Below are 21553 nucleotides of genomic sequence, written 5' to 3' on the forward strand. Positions count from 1 at the left end.
ACGGGCAAAATGTCAACGAATTGTTACGATTTTTATATATTTAATTTACCCACAATTAGTTCTAATCCCAACACAAGATACAAAAACATTATTATACATATCTTAGCATTGCCAGAAACAGTAAATATCATTTAAATCATCGCAACGAAAAAAAGGGTGCCTGTATAGGCACCCTCATTAATGATGATCTTCTTCAATTACACCAAGTGCACGGTTCTTCTCTTTGAACCGGCTATTATGTGAAGATACATACGCGAATTTCTCCGCTTCCGGCTCAATGAACAGCTTCGCATTATTGACGGCTAACACAGCATCATTAAAGGTACCGGCTATTAACCTCACTTTAGTTGTATAATTAACGAAGTCACCTGCAGCAAATATACCCGGTATATTCGTCTGCATGTGATCACTCACATCCACTGTCCATTCTCCGATATTTAGTCCCCACTCCCGTAAAGGGCCGAAGTCGGTCTTCATCCCATGATTAACAATCACATCATCTACATCTATAATCTCTATGGATCCGTTGTCTACATGGCTCAAGCTCACCTGATCAATAGAGAGTCCATCCTTACTATGAAGCTTCTCCACAACATAAGGGGTCAAGATATTGACGGTAGATTGTTGCATACAAATGATATTTCGTTCATGTCCACCAAATTCGTCCCTCCGATGAACAATAGTGACACTTTTCGCTACAGGCTCTAATTCATTGGCCCAATCTACCGCAGAATCTCCGCCTCCTGAGATGATTACATTCTTGTCCCGAAAGGGCTCCAGTTCCTGTACTGTATAATGCAAGTTGCCGACCTCATACCGGTCCGCACCTTCAATGTCTAACTTAGCCAAGCTACGAACCCCATAACCTACAGCCATAATTATAGTTTTTGTCCAATGTCGATCCCCAGATGTTGTGACTAATAGGAACGTACCATCTTCCTGTATATGAAGCTCACTCACATGTTCTCCGAGGACTAATGTCGGGTCAAACGTTTGAGCCTGTTGAACCAACTGTTGGATAAGGTTTCTACATATCGTCGGTGTTACCCCACCAACATCCCAGATCATCTTCTCCGGATACAACAGCATTCGTCCTCCCAGCTCAGCGTTAGCGTCAATAAGCTTCACTTTCATATCTCGCATTCCGCTATAAAATGAAGCATACATCCCTGCAGGCCCACCGCCAATAATCGTTACATCATATAATTCAAGGTTACTTTCCAACCCATACACTCCTTTGTCATGCGCTATATTATTACTCTATTCTAATGATAATGATTATCGTTGTCGATAGGCAATAAATTCACTCGCTATAAAGTTGCCCACATCAAAAGGCCCCTTCAACATTTGAAGTGGCCTTTTCTGATTAAACGATTTACCTTTTTTCATGATATAACATTCATTCTACTAGCGTATTTACACATTAATCGTTTGTTCTTGTTCACTAACCTTCTCCGGCATAACCTTAACTCGATCACTAGCAGATACCAACGGAATCGCCTTGATAAATATCGCAACAATAACAGCAGCGAACATAATGATTGCACCCGCTAAGAAGACCGTTGTCAGTGTGTCACTGAATACTCCCTTTACACTAATAACCATCTGTTGAGCCATTGGTAACAAGTCAGCAGGCATCTGATTCAGTGTTTGTTCTAATTTCGGTTGATCTAATAACATTTGAGGATTTAATAAACCACCCATTAATTTCGCTTGATCAGCAGGAAGAGATGTATACCCCGCAATAGTGCTGTCAGCGAATATCCCCTTCATTTCACTAGCCATACGTGAGCTCATTACTGCGCCGAACACCCCAATCCCAATGGTATTACCCAAGGAACGGAATAGTTGGGATGAAGCGGATGCCACACCCAATTGATGCATAGGAACTGCATTTTGAACAGTCAATGAGAATACAGGCATACTAGCACCTAGACCAAGTCCAACGATGCACAAATACGTGATAAGTAGATAGACCGGCGTATCTATATTTATATAATGAAGCAATGTAATTCCGATTGTAGCTATGCTTAGACCAATAATAGCCAGGCTTTTATATTTCCCCGTTCTCGTCATAAATTGACCAGAAAAAGCTGTTGCAAAAACCATGAAGATCGACATTGGCATCATAATATATCCTGAACCACTTGGTGAGATCCCCTTTACCCCTTGAATAAAGAATGGAACATATATCATAACACCCATCATACCCGCACCTAGGAAGAATCCTGAAATATTCGATAAAGTCACAATATTATTTTTAAACAAGGAAAGTGGAAGCACCGGATTCTTTACCTTTGTCTCTGTTATAATAAAGGCCAATAGTCCAACCAAGGTCAGACCAAATAGTCCGAGGACTTGCCATGACGTCCATGCATATTTACCAGGTCCTTCACCTGCAAAGCTAAATGCCAGTAACAACGAGACCACCGTAACGGTAATAAATAGAGATCCAAAATAGTCAATAGTCTCTCCCTCTCTACGAGGAACCTTTGGAAACAATAGCAATATCATAATAAATGCAACGATTCCAAGGGGTAGGAATACCCAAAATACCCAATTCCACGCAAAGTGATCAACGATGTATCCGCCCATTAAGGGTCCCAGAACACTAGAAATCCCAAATACTCCACTCATTAATCCAGTCCATCGGGCTCTCTCTCTTGGAAGGTATAAGTCACCAATTGCCGTAAAAGCTGTTGACATAATCATACCTGCACCGAATCCTGTTATTCCACGAAAAGCAATCAACTGAACGATATCCGTAGATAAACCCGATAAGAATGCTCCAATGGTGAACAAGCCAATCCCGGCTAATATGAAAGGCTTTCTGCCATAAATATCTGAGAGTTTCCCCACTAGAATGGTGGCTACTGCCGTTGTAAGTAAGTAGATGGTAATGGCCCACGTTAAATACTCCATTCCACCAAGACTGGCGATAATTCTTGGCATGGCTACGCCAATAATCGTCTGATTTATGGCTGAGAAGAACATGGCAACCATAATTGCAATCATAATTGTCATTTTTTTCTTTTCTGCTAAATGAATCATTTATCTGTTTCCTTTCGAATGTTGCTTAAATTGTTTACTGCCTGTTCAAACACGTTAACAAGGTGCTCCAGTTCTGCATCTGATACATGACTGAACACGGATCGCATCGTCCCTTTTCCATCTTCTCGCATGACTTTCATGCTATCTTCTGCTTTACTAGTTAATTTCAAGTAGACCACTCGACGGTCATCTTCATTTCGAATTCGCTCAATATAGCCCTGATTGATTAACTTGTCGGAGGACACGGTCACCGCTCCCGCTGTCAGGTGCAGGGATTCAGCTAATTCGCTCATCTTCATGGGTCCGCTTCGTTCTAAGTGAAACAAGATATAGGACTGAGAACCTGGGAATTGTTGTTCAAAAATTCGCTTCCACACATAACTCATACTTCTGTTTAATTGCCAATACAATTTGTCAAATTGAGTAAATAGTTCTTCGTCCAAATACAATGTGGCCACCTCTTTATCTAATAACTACTTTAATCATTAAATACTTTAACAATTCAAGTATTAATTATAAGGTGTCTTTTCTCCATTGTCAATTTGTATCCTATCTATTACAGATTGAAATGAAACATAAGGTATAACCACAACACCCCCTATTCTCATGGGAGAATAGGGGGTGTTGTGGACCACGAATCATATATTCACATATTACACGCGTCTACCTATATATTTCTCTAATGCTATATAAGTGCCTCTTCTTCGAGCACGTTTGACGATAACATCACATAGGTACCGCTGTATCCAGCAAGGAATACCTATAATTAGTGTATTTTGTAGTGATAGAATTAATGCCGTATATGCTAGAGATTTAGGATTCCCTTTATGATCCGTTAAGCCATCAGCTATGAGACCGTAGTGAATACGAACAGACTCCTCGAACTGACTTGGCGATGTTAGTCGAACTCGGAATGTAACGGGCCCATCATCATTATTCATAAATGTATGAGGTGTATCTACCCAAGCTATTCGACGGTCACCAGATCCTAGCGTATGTTTTGCCTTTCCTAATATGATGGTAAGCTTACCCGAAATCACTTCAAACTCTTCATCAAATCTATCGTGTATATGTAGAGGAGGTCCCTTCCCATATGGGGGCAATACAACTTCAATTAATAAATATTCGCCATTCGTATCCTCGGCCGTTTCTATAAACGTAATTTGTTCACCTGTGACTTGGTTAATCGTCGTTCGTTCCATTCAAGGCCACTCCTTCGAGATAAGTCATCATCCAAGATCAACATGCTTTATATCATAATTTTTGCTCGTTAATTTCTCTGCTGTGAATGATCGACTTGCGTTAGGCTCTATATATAACGCAGTATCTTGATTGTATACAATCGATACCCGATCGCCAGACTTCAATAGACTGCCATTCGTAACAACGTTTGAGTGTAACGTATACTGATGTGACTTTCCTAGATCATCAATGATACATATGTCCATTGCATTCCAGCGAATAATCCTGCCATTTTTGACTTGTACTTCCAAGTTCGCATATAGCTCTGCATTTGCTACAAAAGAGGAGAATTCCACCTTTGCCATGTTATCCTGTGGACGAAACATTTGATCTTCATATCCGTTAATAATACCTAATTGGATTGCCGCATTAACATAACCTATATACTCGCTACTTATTTGATCAGCATCTTTAAACGGAGGTCTTATATTGACGGATGATCTAGCTAAATAATCCTGTTTAAGTGCTCTCACGACTATTCTTAGCATCCACTCTCTTGTAACTTCACTTATACCCCAAAAGGTTGATTCAGCTATTTCCTCCGACTCACGTATAATCCCCTTTTCCATCGCAAAAGAGACCCAGTTAGTTGCCCAAACATCGGTATCTAACGTAAGCAATTCGGAGGAAACTGGAGGGCAATTCACGCCCATTAAGCTCAGTGCGATAACAACGGCATCCTGTTTAACTAATGGGTCATTAGCAACATACGCTTGATTTGTACTATTTCCCTCTCTAGCATAGGATTTAACTGGCATCATATTGTTGTAGGGTGATAACCCACCTGAGACTTCATTAATTCTAGGTATCAAGGAAACACTCGCCTCATGTCGGGTGACTTTGCCATTGCCGATACCTCCCAACATTAAATGTAGTGCTCCAATCGATATAATCTGTTTACGATTCGATCCAAACGCATTATCGTTCATTTAAACACCACTTTCTGATATGTAAAGTTTATCAGTTCACATGAAATCACCTATTTAACTAATATATATATTTAAAAAATGATTCAATAGTGACTATTGTCATTACTTTGTCATGTGACAAAATGGAATTTCATGTCATGAGTAATAGAGCCAATCCAAAATGGATGGCCCTATGTTACTAGGAAGCACGTCTTGTCGAGTTTCTTCATTTGTTTACCCTGCGGGCCTTCCATATTTCCAAATTCATAAATTGTCGATTACGTAGAAGGTCCCTTTGTTCGAAGTGGTCTAGGCAACAAGATCATCTTATCGACTTTTTACGAGTAGTTCCATGGCTTCCTTAACCACTTTGTCGGTATTGTTTCCTACCGCTAATTCTTCCACTATGCATTGCTGCAAATTTTCGGCAACGATTTGGGCAATTGCTTTATCCGACGCATTTCGAACTGCAGACAACTGACTTACAACATCTTTGCATGATTTCCCTTCGTCCATTAAACGTAAGACCCCACGTACCTGACCTTCAATTCTTTTCAACCGATTTTTCATTTCATCACTATAATTATAATTCATTCATTATCCCTACCCTTCGATTCATATACTCGTATAAGTATATTATATGACAAAATGCAATAACATGCAGAGGTAAGCGAATAGCACCACTGTGGCTTTCGATGCATCCCCTAATAAACAGTAATTGTAATTGAACTAACATTCTTAAATTTTAAATATTCAAATTGGCTTGACATGATACCCCCTAGGGTATACTATAGGGTTAGAAGTTGATCAAAGTAATCAATATTTTTTTCTTCTTTGAATACCTATAGAGGTATGGGTATTTAAATGGTACTCTTATTAACATTACATCATTGGAATGATTTATAGGAAAAATTTTACCCACAAACATACCCCTATGGGTATAGAATTTATTTATTGGAGGTCCTTACATGACTGAGAAGAAGAAAAAAACAACCATCGTATTATTTAGTGGTGACTATGATAAGGCTATGGCAGCTTATATCATTGCAAATGGAGCAGCTGCTTATGATCATGAAGTTGTCATTTTCCATACCTTTTGGGGATTAAATGCTCTTCGTAAGGATGAGCCATTGACCTTAAACAAGAGCCTCCTCGAGAAAATGTTTTCGAAAATGATGCCTAGAGGAGCAGACAAAATGGGATTATCCAATATGCACTTTGCCGGTATGGGTCCTAAAATGATCAAGCATGTTATGAAAAAGCATAATGCATTAACTCTTCCTCAATTAATTGAATTATCTCAAGAACAAGAGGTCAAGCTTATAGCTTGCACGATGACAATGGACTTATTAGGTCTGCAACAAGCAGAGTTATTAGATGGAATCGAGTATGCAGGCGTGGCTGCATATCTAGCAGATGCAGAAGATGGTAATGTTAACTTATTTATTTAGCTAAGGGAGGAAACAACATGATAAAAACAAACTTAGTATTAGATGCTAAAGGATTAGCATGTCCAATGCCAATAGTAAAAACTAAAAAGGTTATGAACAGTTTGGAAGCTGGTCAAGTCCTGGAAATTCAAGCGACGGATAAAGGCTCAACTGCTGATATGAAAGCTTGGTCAGAGAGTACAGGTCATCAATATTTAGGAACTATAGTAGAAGGAACTGTTCTGAAACATTACTTGAGGAAATCAAGCGGTGAAGAACTAATCGAAAAAAAGTATGAACATATTATTGCAAATCACGAGCTTCTTACTCAATTAGATTCGAACAAAAATATGATAGTCCTTGATGTACGCGAATCTGCTGAATACTCATTTGAACATATTCCTAATTCTAAATCGATTCCTTTAGGTGAACTAGAAGAACGTCTAGGCGAGTTGAATCAAGATGTTGAAATTTATGTCATATGCCGTACCGGCAGCCGAAGTGATCTAGCCGCACAAAAGCTAACTTCAGTGGGCTTTACACGAGTAATGAATGTAATTCCTGGGATGAGCCAATGGGATGGCCCTATAGAAAAGTCAGTAAACTAAATTAATATAACCAAATGGAGGAATATATCATGACTAAAAAAGTAGCAATCATTGCAAGTAATGGAGGACTATTTGACGCATATAAAGTTTTCAACATAGCAACAGCAGCTGCAGCAATGGAACAGGAAGTTGCCAAATGACGATGGACGTTATGGGACTTGATAAAGAAGATTTTGTAGACGCAATTGAAGTTGGTGGGGCTGTTACTTTTCTAGATTTCGCTAATGATGCAGACGTGAGCTTAACATTTTAAACAAATAATATTTAATAAATTCACTTTATGAGGAGGGTATCATGTGTCAGTAAATGAAATGACGGCTAAAGAAGTTGCGAAGAGAGTTATGAACAAAGAAGAACTATTTGTTTTGGATGTCCGTAATGAAAGTGATTTTAACGATTGGAAAATTGAAGGTGAGAATATTGAGGTCTTTAATACCCCCTATTTTGATCTACTAGATGGTATTGAAGAATTCATGCACAATATCCCAACGGATAAAGAAGTATTAGTCGTTTGTGCTAAAGAAGGCTCTTCCATTCTTATTGCTGAAATGTTGTCTGATGCAGGACGTACGGTGTCTTATCTAAAAGGCGGGATGAAAGAATGGAGTGAACATCTAGAACCAGTCAAAATTGGGGATTTAACTGATGGCGGAGATATTTATCAATTTGTGCGTCTTGGTAAGGGTTGTTTATCTTACATGATCGTTTCAAACGGTGAGGCTGCCATCATAGACCCTACAAGAATGATTGATGTCTATACCGATTTCGCAGATCGTATTAATGCAACCATCACTCATGTTCTAGACACACACTTACATGCGGATCATATTTCGGGTGGCAGACAAATTGCAGAGAAAACCAAAGCAACCTATTGGTTACCTCCAAAAGATGCTACGGAAGTTCAATTTAATTACCAACCATTAGAGGGTGGAAATGTTGTGACGATTGGGAATACTGCTATTGCCATTCATGCTCTATATTCTCCTGGCCACACGATTGGTTCCACATCATTTGTTGTCGATGACAAGTACTTGCTCTCTGGAGATATATTATTCATTGATTCTATTGGCAGACCTGACCTAGCTGGATTAGCTGAGGATTGGGTGGGAGACTTAAGGGAAACTCTTTATAGTCGTTACAGAGCGTTGTCAGAAGAATTAATTGTATTGCCTGCTCACTTTATGATCATTGAAGAATTGAATGAGAATGGTAGTGTTTCTAAGAAGTTAGGTACGTTATTGGTGGAGAATCATGGCCTAAATATTACTGATGAGCAAGAGTTCCGAGATACGGTCACAGGAAACTTACCACCACAGCCAAATGCTTATCAAGAAATCCGTAAAACCAATATGGGGAAAATCACTCCAGATCATGAAGAACAACGTGAGATGGAAATTGGACCGAATCGCTGTGCGGTTCGTTAAAAATAAAGGAGAACTAAATAATGAATAATTCAGATAAAGTATTAGATGCACAGGGACTAGCTTGTCCAATGCCGATTGTCAAAACAAAGAAAGCTATCAATGAGCTAGAAACGGGTCAAGTGTTAGAAGTACATGCAACCGATAAAGGATCTAAGGCTGATATAGCTGCATGGTCAAAATCTGGCGGTCATGAGTTATTAGAGTCTACGGAAGAAAATGGCATATTTAAATTTAAGATTAAAAAGGGTTGATAAAGAAATAAAGGGAACCTTAGGGTTCCCTTGTTTTATCAAAGGAGAACGGCAAAGGAGAACAAATCATGGATATTACATTTATTATTACCATCGCTTTAATAGGTTTTATAGGATCATTTATTTCCGGGATGTTGGGTATAGGCGGATCGATTATTAAATACCCCATGCTGTTGTATATACCACCCATGTTCGGCCTAGTAGCATTCAGTGCACATCAGGTGTCTGGGATAAGCGCTGTTCAAGTTTTATTTGCTTCGTTTGCTGGTGCCTGGGCCTATCGTAAAGGCGGATATTTAAACAAGTCGCTCATTATATACATGGGTGGTAGTGTGTTAATCGGAAGTTCGATAGGAAGTTTTGGATCACAATCCATGTCAGAAGACGGTATTAATATTGTCTATGGGGTTCTTGCTTTAATCGCGGCAGTCATGATGTTTATTCCAAAGAAAGGAATCGATGATATTCCTCTAGATAAGGTAACTTTTAATAAGTGGATTGCATCGATTCTAGCTTTAATCGTAGGATTAGGTTCAGGTGTTGTTGGTGCTGCAGGTGGTTTCCTATTAGTACCGATCATGCTAGTCGTTCTAAGGATTCCAACAAGGGTAACCATCGCCTCTTCACTTGCGATAACCTTTATCTCATCTATTGGAGCATCTGTGGGGAAAATAACTACAGGGCAAGTCGATCTCTATCCTGCTTTAATCATGGTAATAGCCAGCATCATAGCTTCTCCTCTAGGAGCGATAGTTGGAAAAAAGATGAACACAAAAGTCCTGCAAATTATTTTAGCACTCCTTATCGTAGCCACGACCATAAAGATTTGGTTGGATATTCTAGTATAGCAAAATATTTATGCTAAATTAATAATACCAGCATTATTGGATCATTTGTCAGTCTAGGATAGAGACCTCATAGTCTTTATCCTATTTCTAATTTGATCGTGATCAGGATTAGCAAATCGTCTTTTATATGGGAGGGACAACTTCCTAAGCCTGCACCTACCTTCTTCTCATTCCAATGTCAGAACGATCTGTTCTCCGGTTCGGGAGATTCTATAGATACCCTCCTGCAAATCAATGCCATAATGCTTCTTCAACAGCCGCTTCGCATCATAATCGCTCTCCACGACAACAAGATAATCATATCCACTCAACAAGTTATCCATATTATCTTCATAGAATAGAACAATTCCATCTACGTTCGGGGCATACAAGAAGTACTTCCCGACATATTGCATGTAATAGTTGGTCACCTGCTGGTCCTTGTCCGATGCGTAGAAGAGATACTTCCTGTTATCTTCTTGACCGCCTCTGTACCACCTATCACCAGTAATGGCTTGAACTTTATAGGGAAGCGTACTATCGTAGCTCTTTGCAATAGAAACCATGCCGTTATATTCGGATAATAACAAGGTGATGGCCACAGCCGTACACGCTATAACTCCCTTTTGATAGTAGCCCTTTGTGTTGGTATTCTTAAATGCACGATATTCAGGCACTTCACCGATCTTATAATGGAAGGAACGTTCTATGTCTACCGCAGCACATAGCACCAACCCACCCGTAAGCAATACCACCATACTCGATGCATAGCGCTCAAATCCCGCCAACCAAATCGCCTCATCTAATGGCATGGAGTAAAGGTACAATCCCAGAATCCCGGCATAATACAGCACTAGTACGATATCAAGAGCAATCAGCGCCTTCCACAACTTCCATCTCTTCTTCAATACAACTGACGCAAATACAGAAGCTGCAATCGCTACAACATGAAGAATGACAATGCCCATAGCTGGTCGAGTCGTAAGATCGGTGCTAGACCTTAGAAACAGTGAAATAATCTCACCCATTTGCTCTGGCGTCTTTTCCATCTGAAGGCCGGTAGCAGAAACATCAAATTTGTTCGCTATACCTTGGAATACTTCCCTCATTCTCCAATTCCAACCGAGGAAAGGAAACCATGCGCCGCAGATTGTCCCAACAACACTCACTGTATCCTTCCAACTGTTCTTTTTCCGGTGAATTAGCCATGTATATATCAAATAGATCAGACCCATTGCGGCAAAGATAACACCCGTGCTTTTAATGATTGTCAGCAACCCTGCAAGCGGTAGAACCACCATACAGGCCCGCTTCAGATCATGTTGGTACTGATGGATAACTGCAAAGATGGCTAGTACATAAATTGGGAGCAAGAAATCCACCAACAGATTGTTGATCCGGATCGTAATATTAAAGAACGACAACGTGGAAAGGCCTAACCCGAGAAAGGCATATAGCAAAAAACGTTTCTTTTCGGACACGATGCCAAACATGGCATAGAAACAGGAGAAGATAAGTACCCCTTGCGCCAATAGCATAACCGATTGGGAATGTCCCGCGAAACGGCACACATAATAAAGAAAGGACGAGATGCCTAGCGGATAGTTCTTGAAGTCAATGAGATTAGAAGCCGACGTTGGAAAGGCGTCTGTACTTAACATTTGCTTCACGACGATAGCCCAGTGTGAAAAGTTATCGTAGTGCGTTAATTTATTCTGAAAGAGTACCAAGAGAAATATGAAGCTCCCTGCGAAGAAACAAAGCTGAAACAGAAAAGTAGAAAATCGAAATGGAGCTCGTTCTCGTAACCATTGGTACACCACCACCACAAATGCAAGAAGACCTAGGATCATAACCACTAGACTACCCTTATATAGTTGCCCGATTAGACCGCTAAAGAAAACCATACAGGCAATCGATGAGAACACAAATACAGGGATGAACTCCCACTGTAACGACACTGTCTTCCGAACAAGTAATACGTATCCAAGACAGGAGAATACCAATAAGACTCCCATCAAAAGTTGAATCATCAGCATCTCTATCTCTCCTAACCTTTTATAGTAGCAAGCTCGGAATACTGGTGAATCAAATCTTCCAATAATTGATCTATAAGGCCAGATTCCACAATATGTTCAATATTCTCAACGGATAGAAGTATCTCACGCTGATCAGCTGTTGTTTTTCCTGTATGTTGTACAATAACTTCGATATTATTTTTGGTATAAAAGGTAACTACGTCATCTTCTGAGATTCTCCCCTGAAAATCAGAGGCAGAAAAGAAATGATAATTGAAACTGTTAAGCGTACAGCTAGTACCATTTGTAAAAACGACCGGATGTTGAAGTGAGATGCGCGGCATTTTTCTCTCGTCTGATCTGGATTGGACAACACGTCTTTTTACATTGCGAAGCATATCATCATAGGCCGTGTCCCAAAGATTCATCTGCTCTGGTAATGTATGCTTTCGGTCATAAATAATCTGCATGTATTGGCGTTTATCCGTCTCACTGACGGGCTCAACCTGCGCGGAATACCGCCAACCCTCCCCATCCTTTTTGACATAGACGATAACTGCATTAAGATGTGCCTCATAACGCTCGGTTCTTACAACTAAGGAGATCGTCTCTTCCTGCGGTAAATAAATGGGATAAGGGATATAAAAGGCAATCCCATTCTCGGATACATCTACAGACTGGGCCTGATAGCGTAGATTCTTAGCTTTGTAATGGATTGTAATAGCCTCTTGTGCACGAATACGCTCTGTCTGGCGATAAGCACGACGACCGATCATGAAGAATAGGGCATATAACAAGGAAACCATATTATAAACAAGCCAAAAGATAATGATACTGCTATAGAACAACGCTACCCCGTATTTACCGTTCACAAATCGGAACACTGCCACAATTGAAAGTAATAGTAGGAAAATATGCGGGAGTGCATACAACAATGAGGTTATCCATTGTCTTCCTACGGTCTTGTTCTTGTTCGTGATCTTAAACTTTCTCTCGTGTATGCCTATCGTTTCGAGTAAGACCGGCATAATTAAATATGGCATAAATATGGTGTCGATAACCTGGCTCCATCGCTGATTACGAATATTACTGGACAGATAACGCATCGACATGCTGTAACAGAAATAGGACGGAAGCCAAAAGATTAGAATTTGCCAGAAGCTAGTATTTACAATCTGGAAGTCATATAGCGCAAATAGAATAGGCGCCATAATAAAAATCAACCGGTTAAAGAAGGACCACCAATACAAGAAGGTACTTAAGTAAGTTACTCTCGTCCATAAGGGAAGCTTCTTTGAAAAGATAGCCTTGGTATTCTGCAAACTTTGAATAATACCCCTTGCCCAGCGGGTGCGTTGCTTAATCATGCTCTTGATCGTTGTTGTGGACAGCCCGGCGGCCTGAACCTCTGTTGTTGCATACGTAATATAACCTTCTTGCTGCAAGCGGATGCTCGTCTCGAAATCCTCAGTAATCGTCTTGAGTGGAAAGCCACCAATTTCCTCCATTGCTTTCCGGGAAATGACCGTATTGCTCCCTGTATAAGCCACTGCATTGGAGGCATTGCGTAGAATATTAACTTCTCTTGAGAAGAAATCCTGCTCGTTAGGAATCCCATGCTCTGCATAAAGATTGAATTGGAATAAGTCCGGATTATAAAAGCTTTGGGGGGTCTGAACCAGACCGAGCTTGAATGTATCATTCAATTCATCCTCTCGGCGAAGTCGCCATTGACCATTGACCTCTATATATTTGGAAAGCAGGAAATACGGAACAGTCTTCATAAGAAAGGTGTGCTGTGGAATCATATCCGCATCAAAGGTTGCAATCAGTGGAGAGGAAGTTCGACTAAGTGCATTATTTAAGTTCCCTGATTTAGCCTCCGTATTCCCGGGGAAACCAATATAACCCACGCCTAGCTCTCTAGCAAGAGCCTCAACCTCAGGCCGTACACCATCATCGCACAAATAAATATGAACCTTCTGTTTATCTGGATAGTCCATAAACGTACAGGCATTGACTGTTTTATACAACAAATCGACCGGCTCATTATGCGTGGCAATGAATACATCTATATCTGGATAATCATCAAGTGAAATCGTTGGGAGGCTAAGCTGTGCACTTTCCCTCTTCATCTTTTGAACAAATAATTCAAAGGTGGTTAGCACCGTTAACGTTTCAGCCCCAATCAACAGGATACCAAAGACGATGTTCAACAATCCCTGATCCCAGGGTAGCGTAAAAATCATTCGCCATAACAAATAGATAGACATCAGGATCATCGTAACAATAAAGAGCGTATTTTGCCTTTTTTCGTTTTGCATGAGAGTTACCGCCTCCTTACTGCAAATACCCAACGCCGCTGGATTTGAAAACTTAGTAGAAATAACAGGCCATCACACCCGAGTTTCGCTATTTTCTCATCCACAAAGAACACGGTATGAGCCAAATATACCCCCGTACTAGATAGCAATATCACGAACGTACACAGCGTCAAATAACGCCATAGACTTCCCTGGCTACCCTCTTTACGGAATACAAAATACTTATTCAGTAAATAATTGACTACGATAGAGATAACTCTAGCAATCACTGTCGCTAATAGAATCCTTAAATAATCTTGCTGACCCAAAATTGGACGCAAGAGATCAATCAATAGCCATGCGATGCCTAAATCGACTACAGCACTAGCAACAGAAGAAGAGATAAATCGAAAGAAATTGGAGAATAGAACACCCATCACCCGGGCGCTATCCCGGATTGCCTTAAAATGGGTTCCCGCATTTCCATTTTCATAAATGACTTGAATGGGTAGGGTATGAATCGGTATACCAGACTGAATACAGGAGATTAGCATCTGAAGTTCGTATTCAAATCGAGATCCTTTAATCGTTTGCATAAATGCTAGTAGCTTGGGGCCAAAGGCACGAAGCCCTGTCTGTGTATCTGATAGTTTCTTACCGTATAGTATGGAGAAAATAATAGAGGTCATGCGATTTCCCAGCAGAGACTTAGGTGGAATACCCTCCTGGTTAAAGTTCCTTACCCCGAGTAGTAATACATCTGGATGACGCCCCGCTTCTAGAGCAATCCTGTATACATCCTGCGCAGCGTGTTGCCCGTCTGAATCTGCCGTCACAACAGAGGTCACATCATCAAACTGCTGTTCAATATACTGAAAGCCAGTTTTCAGTGCAGCGCCCTTTCCCTGATTCATCTCATGCCGTAGCACGACACAACCATTCTCATGAAGCTCGCCAAAAATGGACTGATACTCCTCACCAGAGCCATCATCCACAATGATAATATTCATAAGGCCGTAATCTCGCAAATTCTGTACATAAGACAACAATTTCTCATCTGGCTCAAGCGCTGGAATAAGAATAATTGTTTTGCCTTTTTGTTTCCCAAAATTCATTCGGATATGCCTCGTTTCTACATTTTTCGACAAATTTATTAAGCTTGTGTAGTATAACATCCAAAAAGAACTCAGTAAACGAGTAGTAGCAAGCTTTTACACTAAAGGGGTAGATGAAAGGGGGTATTAGACTCTAATATCAGGAATCCAGTTTAATTAACTCCATTTTGTTATAACCATGTGCATTTTAGAAGAGAGTTATATATCTATATAAACAAAACTTTCATTTGACAAACAATAAAGAAATATATATCATTGACAACGATAATCATTATCAATTATAAAGGGGAGCTTAATATATGAACACAAAACGCAAAGTCTTACTAAGTATATTATCTATTTCAGCAATGTTACTGCTATTTGGCTGTTCAGCTGACAAATCGAATTCCACTTCTAAGAACACGGCAGATACAACGCAGGTCGAAGCAACTTCCCAATACCCAATCGTCATCAAGCATGCTTTTGGCGAAACTATCATTAAAGAGAAACCTGCACGCGTTGCTACGATTTCATGGGCAAACCATGACGTTGCACTCGCTCTTGGAGTTGTACCTGTAGGCTTTTCAGCAGCGAATTACGGCATTCAGGATGATAGCGGACTATTACCTTGGACAGCAGATAAGATTAAGGAACTCGGTGTAGATAACCCTACTATCTTCCAAGATACTGACGGACTTGATTTCGAAGCCATTTCAGATGTAAACCCAGATGTTATTCTCGCAGCATACTCAGGTATTACGCAGGAGGAATATGACACTTTGAGTCAGATCGCACCCGTTATTGCCTACCAAACAAGCCCTTGGGTAGCTTCATGGCGAGAACAAGTTACATTCGATTCAATGGGTATGGGCTTGGAAGCAGAAGGTAAACAACTGATTGCCGACACAGAGAAATTAATTCAAGCTAAAGCAAATGAATTCCCTATTCTTAAAGGTAAAAAGGCAGCATTTGTTAGCCTATCCGCTACAGACTTGTCTAAATTCTATATTTATACACCAACAGATCCTCGTGGTGCGTTTCTTACAGAGTTAGGAATGGAATACCCTGAGAGTATCACAAGCAAAATTACGGATCCAAATAGTTTCTATTTAGAATTAAGTGCTGAAAACTCAGATATGCTGAACGATGTTGATCTTTTCGTATCCTACGGGGATGACAATACATTAAAGGCACTACAGGCTGATCCGATCCTTGGGAAAATTCCAGCAGTTCAAAGAGGATCTGTTGTCATTATTGGAGATAACACTCCACTTGCAGCGGCAGGAAACCCCAACCCACTTTCCATTCAATATTCCATTGATGAATACTTAAAGTTACTGTCAGAAGCCGCTAACAAGGTTAAATAAATGATCCATTCATCTGCTTCAGAACACAAGCAGTTACTTATACCGAGGAATTTTATCAGAGTGCTTGTACTCTGCCTGATCTTACTCTGTATATGTATATTGGCTTCTCTTGCCTTTGGCTCTCGTAACGTTGGATGGGATGAACTCATGTCTGGCTTATTCCATCCTGATGTACAATCCCATGGAGCAAATGTTGTACGGCAACGGATGGCTAGAACTGTATTTAGCTTAATGTGTGGTGCCGCACTGGGAGTCTCCGGCTCCCTTATGCAATCCGTCACACGTAATCCCATTGCAGATCCCAGCATATTAGGAGTCAACACAGGGGCTTCCCTGTTTGTTGTTTGTGGGATTACCTTTTTAAATATCAGCTCGCCTAGTCAATATATCTGGCTTGCACTAGCGGGAGCAATGATAACGGCCATCTTTGTATTCGGAATTGGTTCTATGGGGAGTGGCGGTGCCACGCCCCTTAAACTTGTTCTAGCGGGCGCCGCTACAAGTGCCGCATTATCTTCACTCGTCATTGCCATTATGATCCCCCGCTCAAATGTTATGGATCAATTTAGATATTGGCAGGTCGGCAGTGTTGGGTCAGGTAACTGGAGTAATGTCTCTACTTTGGCTCCTTTTCTAATCGTAGGCATACTAATAGCGTTATTCTCTGCTCCAGCACTGAATGCATTAGCATTAGGCGATGAAGTTGCTACTGGTTTAGGTGTCCGAACGGGCATGCTTAGATTTATTGCGGCCTTTGGTGGTGTCCTATTATGTGCTGCAGCAACGGCATTAGCAGGCCCTATTGGATTTATCGGTTTATTGGCCACCCATGTGATTCGGCTTGTTCTTGGTCCTGATTTACGCTATATCATCCCGATGTCAGCCCTCTCAGGTGCCATTATCTTAACGATATCCGATGTGTGCGGTAGACTTATCGGCAGTCCGGGTGAGCTTGAGGTTGGTATCGTAACGGCATTTATTGGAGCACCTATTCTAATCTTACTAACGATGAGAACGAAGATGAGTGCCTTATGATCAATAAATCTATGAATCCTATTATCGTAGGCAGAATAAAGAGACGTCGTCGGTATATACTCGTAACTTCCTTACTTGCAATCATTTCTTTAGCGCTTTGTTGCGCTATGCTTATGCTAGGAAACACGATTTATCCGGTTCAAGATGTTATACGTGTCCTACTGGGCGAGCAAATTAAGGGTACATCCTTTGCTGTGGGTACAATCCGCCTTCCACGAATGGTTGCAGGCCTCTTCTCCGGATTTGCCTTCGGAGTTGCGGGTACCGTATTCCAGACCATGTTGCGCAATCCTCTAGCTAACCCCAATGTCATCGGTATCACAACTGGATCAAGTGCAGCCGCTGTCTTTTGCATCATTGTTCTACATGCCAGCAATACGGTTGTTTCAATTGCCTCTGTTGTGGGTGGGCTTGCGACAGTGATCGTTATCTTTCTATTATCCAAAGGGTCCTCTTTCTCAATAGGCAGACTCATACTAATAGGTATTGGCATACAGGCCATATTTAACGCTGTTATTTCTTATTTATTACTTATTGGCCAACATCACGATATTCCTACGGCTATGAGATGGTTAAGCGGTAGTCTAAATGGATCCAAGATGGATAATCTGTATCCTTTGATTGTGACCGTTCTAATCTTCGCTCCGATCATCATCTTACTTGGGAAGAGATTAGATATGTTGGAACTGGGTGAGCAGGCTGCCACTTCACTTGGAGTCGATACAAATAAGACCAGACTTATACTTATTGTTAGTTCTGTCCTTATCATTGCATTAGCTACCGCTACAACAGGGCCTATCGCATTTGTTGCATTCCTAGCTGGACCTATCGCCAAAAGACTTGTTGGTGTAGGATTCTCAAGTATCATCCCATCCGGTCTTGTTGGTATCGTCTTAGTCTTAGCATCAGATCTAATTGGACAATTTGCATTCGTTGCTAGATATCCTGTAGGTGTAATCACAGGTATTCTAGGTGCTCCCTACTTGATCTACTTGTTAATCCGAATGAATCGAAAGGGAGATTTATAATGAAACCGGCACATATTTTTCAAGCTAAACAAGTCGTTTCGGGCTATGATCATAAGACGATTGTCCATGGTGTAGACCTTCTGATCCCTAGCAATAAGATCAGCGTTATTATTGGGGCAAACGGCTGCGGAAAGTCTACGCTTCTTAAGACATTAGCGAGACTGATCAAACCGACATCGGGAACTATTACACTGGACGGAAAACCAATCAGTAAAATTCCACCAAAGCAATTGGCGCGTGTTCTAGGGCTTCTACCGCAATCCCCCATTGTTCCAGAAGGAATATCCGTCTCGGATTTGGTTGGACGCGGAAGGTTCCCTCACCAATCCATGTTCTCTGGTTGGTCCAAAAAGGATTATGAAGCCGTTGCCGAAGCGATGGACATTATGAACATTACTGAATTTGCAAACCAGAACATTGACGAGCTATCCGGCGGACAAAGGCAACGCGTCTGGATTGCCATGGCGTTAGCGCAGCAAACCGACATTCTATTTCTTGATGAACCAACGACTTATTTGGATATTACGTATCAAATTGAAATTCTTGACCTGCTGACTGACCTGAACCGCAAACGTGGAACAACGATTGTCATGGTCCTCCATGATATCAACTTAGCCGCACGGTACGCAGACCATATGTTTGCCCTTCGTCAAGGAAAGCTAGTAGCGGAAGGTGAACCTTCGAAGGTCATTACAGAAGAAATGATTAAGGACGTCTTTGGACTTCGTTGCTCTGTGATTGAAGACCCCATTTCGGGTTCTCCATCAGTGGTACCCATAGGGAGATATCATGTTAATCGTGAATGTACTCCATTATAAAAACTAATACTCCTTTATTATGGAGTACAGAAAGCCCCTCTCCCATCGGAGAGGGGCTTTCTATGACCTATGCGTGGTTAATGGTAGAATTCTTAATTTTAAGATGATACATATCACCGTACACATTTAACCATCCATCAGACAAGCTGCGCACATGGGTTCCTTAATCGTCTAACATGCCAAGCGTTTGCAACGACCTAATAAGCACGACCGCCGCCTGCGTGCGTGTCGTTTCACTCTTAGGGCTGAACGTCTTCGCACCAACGCCCGTCATGATGTGAAGCTTGACCATCAGGCGGACGCCTTCAACATAAACCGCATCTATACTTCCTGCATCCTTAAAGTCATCTAAACTAACATTTTCCTTTGAGACAGGCAGCCTTTCCAGCTTAACCATAGCTTCAAGCATGCTAGCCATTTCCTCGCGCGTCAGCGGCTGATTCGGCTTGAGGTTCTTACCATTTGCAAAATCCAGTAAACCAAGTTCCTTCGCTACAGCTACCTCGCCGTAATACCATGTACCCTGCTTTACATCGTCAAATGGAGCTAGATCACCTGTACCTGCACCTGTTCCACGTCCAAGCGCCCGTACTAACATTGCGGTAAATTCCGCTCTTGTCACGGACTGATCCGGACCGTACATGCCACCACCAGTACCTTCGACAAGTCCCTTTGCCGTGGCAGTTTGGATAAATGTATTACCCCAATGCTTCAGTGTATCGGTGAAACTGACCGTATTTTGCACCACGACGTATGTGCTGTTGGAATAGGAATGGATCTTCACATACCACACGCCGTTTATTTGTATCTTATAGGCAGGTACGAACTCGAACTTCTTCGCCGTTTCGTTATAACGGAATGAGCCCCATTGCTCCGGCATGCTGGTTATGCTCGTCGGCATCGCGATAACCCGATTTAGCGGCTTGCTAAACTTATTCACTGTTCCTATCGTTTGACCTGTCTTCGTGTTGACGATATCAATGTGAAAGTCTACAACTGCGCCCATCAATTTACCGTTGGGTAAGCCACTCACCAATGCATCCTGTATATCCTTATTACTGGACTTGTCGGTCAGGATAATCTTGAAGCTAATGTCCTCGTCTTTGAGGTTGTTCTTAACAAGCAAGTCCGCTAAACCCGGAATATGCGATGCCAAATCGGCAGGGACTTGATAGCTGCCGTACTTCGTCTTGATCTCGATGATGAAGGCGTCATTCTTACCTTTGAAGCTCGTTAAAATGCTGGACGGTATACTGACATAGGCTACACCGCCCTTTGATGTCGTTTCAAGCGTGACAGACGGCTGAGTCAAGTTTATTGTAGCTGGGTCAAGCAAAACACCATTTTGATCGATGACTGGTTTGAATATGATGTTACTGACAGGCGCTAAGAATGATACACTTCCCACCGGTGGGGCTACAGGCACAACGGGATTCACCGTGAAACTTTGGGTGACCGTCGGTGCTGTTAAATAACTACCGTTACCTGCCTGATCGATGCCAATGGTGCATGTTCCTGAACTTATAAAAGATAAAGCACCTCCGCTGGTAATCATACACACGCCAGAAGTCAAACTAGAGAACGTCGGTGTCAGCCCCGAAGTGGCTGTAGCTGTCAGCGTTGGTGTTGTACCAAAGTTTTGGGCTCCGGGATTAGCAAAAGTAATCGTTTGAGAAGCTTTGGGGATTATACTGTTGGACGATGCAGAAGCTGGCCCCGTACCCACTGAATTCGTTGCTGTCACTGTGAACGTATACGCTACGCCATTCGTCAGACCCGTGACCGTAACTGGACTCGAAGCTCCGGTTCCAGTCGCCCCTCCCGGACTTGCCGTTATCGTATAACCTGTAATCGCAGCTCCGCCATTACTCCCAGGTGCTAAGAATGATACACTTGCCATCGTGTCCCCTGCCGTAGCACTTCCCACCGTAGGGACTCCGGGCACAACAGCATTCACCGTGAAACTTTGGGTGACCGTCGGTGCTGCTAAATAAATGTCGTTACCTGCCTGATCGGCGCCAATGGTGCATGTTCCTGCGCTCATAAAAGTTAAGGAACCTCCGCTGGTAATCGTACACACACCAGTAGTCCGACTAGAGAACGTCGGTGTCAGCCCCGAAGTGGCTGTAGTTGTCAGTGTTGGTGTTGT

The 21553-nt window shown here is 41.7% G+C and carries 19 protein-coding genes and 1 pseudogene; 10 read left to right on the forward strand and 10 right to left on the reverse strand.

Features of this window, described 5'->3' with window-relative positions; genetic code table 11:
• Nucleotides 1-177: 177 nt before the first annotated feature.
• The 6 genes from ACH8E3_RS08675 to ACH8E3_RS08700 form a co-directional block, all read right to left on the reverse strand.
• Nucleotides 178-1224 (reverse strand): NAD(P)/FAD-dependent oxidoreductase, encoded by a 1047-nt coding sequence (locus tag ACH8E3_RS08675; RefSeq protein WP_458632231.1) that lies wholly within the window; start codon nt 1222-1224, stop codon nt 178-180.
• Nucleotides 1225-1416: 192 nt separating this feature from the next.
• Nucleotides 1417-3051: an MDR family MFS transporter gene (locus tag ACH8E3_RS08680; protein WP_458632232.1), complete on the reverse strand. Its 1635-nt coding sequence runs from the start codon at nt 3049-3051 to the stop codon at nt 1417-1419.
• Nucleotides 3048-3494, reverse strand: a complete 447-nt coding sequence (locus ACH8E3_RS08685) for a MarR family winged helix-turn-helix transcriptional regulator (RefSeq protein WP_458632233.1) — start codon at nt 3492-3494, stop codon at nt 3048-3050. Before ACH8E3_RS08685 ends, ACH8E3_RS08680 begins: the two co-directional genes overlap by 4 nt.
• Nucleotides 3495-3704: 210 nt before the next feature.
• Nucleotides 3705-4253, reverse strand: a complete 549-nt coding sequence (locus tag ACH8E3_RS08690) for a cupin domain-containing protein (protein ID WP_458632234.1) — start codon at nt 4251-4253, stop codon at nt 3705-3707.
• Between the two features lie 27 nt (nt 4254-4280).
• Entirely contained in the window at nt 4281-5222 is a 942-nt protein-coding gene (locus ACH8E3_RS08695; RefSeq protein WP_458632235.1) for an S-layer homology domain-containing protein, read from the reverse strand.
• Between the two features lie 306 nt (nt 5223-5528).
• Nucleotides 5529-5795, reverse strand: a complete 267-nt coding sequence (locus ACH8E3_RS08700) for a metal-sensitive transcriptional regulator (protein ID WP_458632236.1) — start codon at nt 5793-5795, stop codon at nt 5529-5531.
• Between the two features lie 374 nt (nt 5796-6169).
• Between ACH8E3_RS08700 and ACH8E3_RS08705 the strand changes: the two genes are divergently transcribed.
• The 6 genes and pseudogenes from ACH8E3_RS08705 to ACH8E3_RS08730 all read left to right on the forward strand — a co-directional run bounded on the left by ACH8E3_RS08705 (nt 6170) and on the right by ACH8E3_RS08730 (nt 9762).
• Nucleotides 6170-6652 (forward strand): DsrE/DsrF/DrsH-like family protein, encoded by a 483-nt coding sequence (locus ACH8E3_RS08705; protein WP_458632237.1) that lies wholly within the window; start codon nt 6170-6172, stop codon nt 6650-6652.
• Between the two features lie 17 nt (nt 6653-6669).
• Nucleotides 6670-7239: a sulfurtransferase TusA family protein gene (locus ACH8E3_RS08710; protein WP_458632238.1), complete on the forward strand. Its 570-nt coding sequence runs from the start codon at nt 6670-6672 to the stop codon at nt 7237-7239.
• A 29-nt stretch (nt 7240-7268) separates the two neighbouring features.
• A pseudogene (locus ACH8E3_RS08715) lies at nt 7269-7492 on the forward strand (DsrE/DsrF/DrsH-like family protein).
• A gap of 43 nt (nt 7493-7535) precedes the next feature.
• The gene (locus ACH8E3_RS08720; RefSeq protein ID WP_458632239.1) at nt 7536-8663 is read left to right on the forward strand and encodes an MBL fold metallo-hydrolase; all 1128 of its coding nucleotides are present in this window, start codon (nt 7536-7538) and stop codon (nt 8661-8663) included.
• Between the two features lie 20 nt (nt 8664-8683).
• On the forward strand, nt 8684-8914 hold the full coding sequence (locus ACH8E3_RS08725; protein ID WP_458632240.1) for a sulfurtransferase TusA family protein: 231 nt from the start codon (nt 8684-8686) through the stop codon (nt 8912-8914).
• A gap of 68 nt (nt 8915-8982) precedes the next feature.
• Complete coding sequence (locus tag ACH8E3_RS08730) at nt 8983-9762, forward strand: sulfite exporter TauE/SafE family protein (RefSeq protein ID WP_458632241.1); 780 nt, start codon at nt 8983-8985, stop codon at nt 9760-9762.
• 167 nt (nt 9763-9929) lie between these two features.
• On the opposite strand, the gene ACH8E3_RS08735 is transcribed toward ACH8E3_RS08730, so the two are convergent.
• From ACH8E3_RS08735 to ACH8E3_RS08745, 3 genes are read right to left on the reverse strand one after another with little or no spacing between them, the layout of a single operon-like run.
• The gene (locus ACH8E3_RS08735; protein ID WP_458632242.1) at nt 9930-11780 is read right to left on the reverse strand and encodes a hypothetical protein; all 1851 of its coding nucleotides are present in this window, start codon (nt 11778-11780) and stop codon (nt 9930-9932) included.
• 11 nt (nt 11781-11791) lie between these two features.
• Entirely contained in the window at nt 11792-14083 is a 2292-nt protein-coding gene (locus ACH8E3_RS08740; protein WP_458632243.1) for a glycosyltransferase family 2 protein, read from the reverse strand.
• Between the two features lie 5 nt (nt 14084-14088).
• Nucleotides 14089-15177, reverse strand: coding sequence for a GtrA family protein (locus ACH8E3_RS08745; RefSeq protein ID WP_458632244.1), 1089 nt, complete (start codon nt 15175-15177; stop codon nt 14089-14091).
• Between the two features lie 299 nt (nt 15178-15476).
• Here ACH8E3_RS08745 and ACH8E3_RS08750 point away from each other — a divergent pair, with 299 nt between their 5' ends.
• The 4 genes from ACH8E3_RS08750 to ACH8E3_RS08765 are packed head-to-tail and all read left to right on the forward strand — an operon-like array spanning nt 15477 to nt 19404.
• Nucleotides 15477-16523 carry an iron-siderophore ABC transporter substrate-binding protein gene (locus ACH8E3_RS08750; protein WP_458632245.1) on the forward strand — a complete coding sequence of 349 codons (1047 nt, stop codon included), beginning with the start codon at nt 15477-15479 and terminating at the stop codon, nt 16521-16523.
• Complete coding sequence (locus ACH8E3_RS08755; protein WP_458632246.1) at nt 16524-17558, forward strand: FecCD family ABC transporter permease; 1035 nt, start codon at nt 16524-16526, stop codon at nt 17556-17558.
• The gene (locus ACH8E3_RS08760) at nt 17555-18586 is read left to right on the forward strand and encodes a FecCD family ABC transporter permease (protein ID WP_458632247.1); all 1032 of its coding nucleotides are present in this window, start codon (nt 17555-17557) and stop codon (nt 18584-18586) included. The genes ACH8E3_RS08755 and ACH8E3_RS08760 overlap by 4 nt, the downstream gene beginning before the upstream one ends.
• Nucleotides 18586-19404, forward strand: coding sequence for an ABC transporter ATP-binding protein (locus ACH8E3_RS08765; protein WP_458632248.1), 819 nt, complete (start codon nt 18586-18588; stop codon nt 19402-19404). The genes ACH8E3_RS08760 and ACH8E3_RS08765 overlap by 1 nt, the downstream gene beginning before the upstream one ends.
• A gap of 163 nt (nt 19405-19567) precedes the next feature.
• Here the strand turns inward: ACH8E3_RS08765 and ACH8E3_RS08770 are convergent.
• The coding region (locus ACH8E3_RS08770; RefSeq protein WP_458632249.1) for an S-layer homology domain-containing protein at nt 19568-21553 on the reverse strand (1986 nt) is incomplete at its 5' end.

It is taken from the genome of Paenibacillus sp. CMAA1364 (assembly GCF_054373195.1).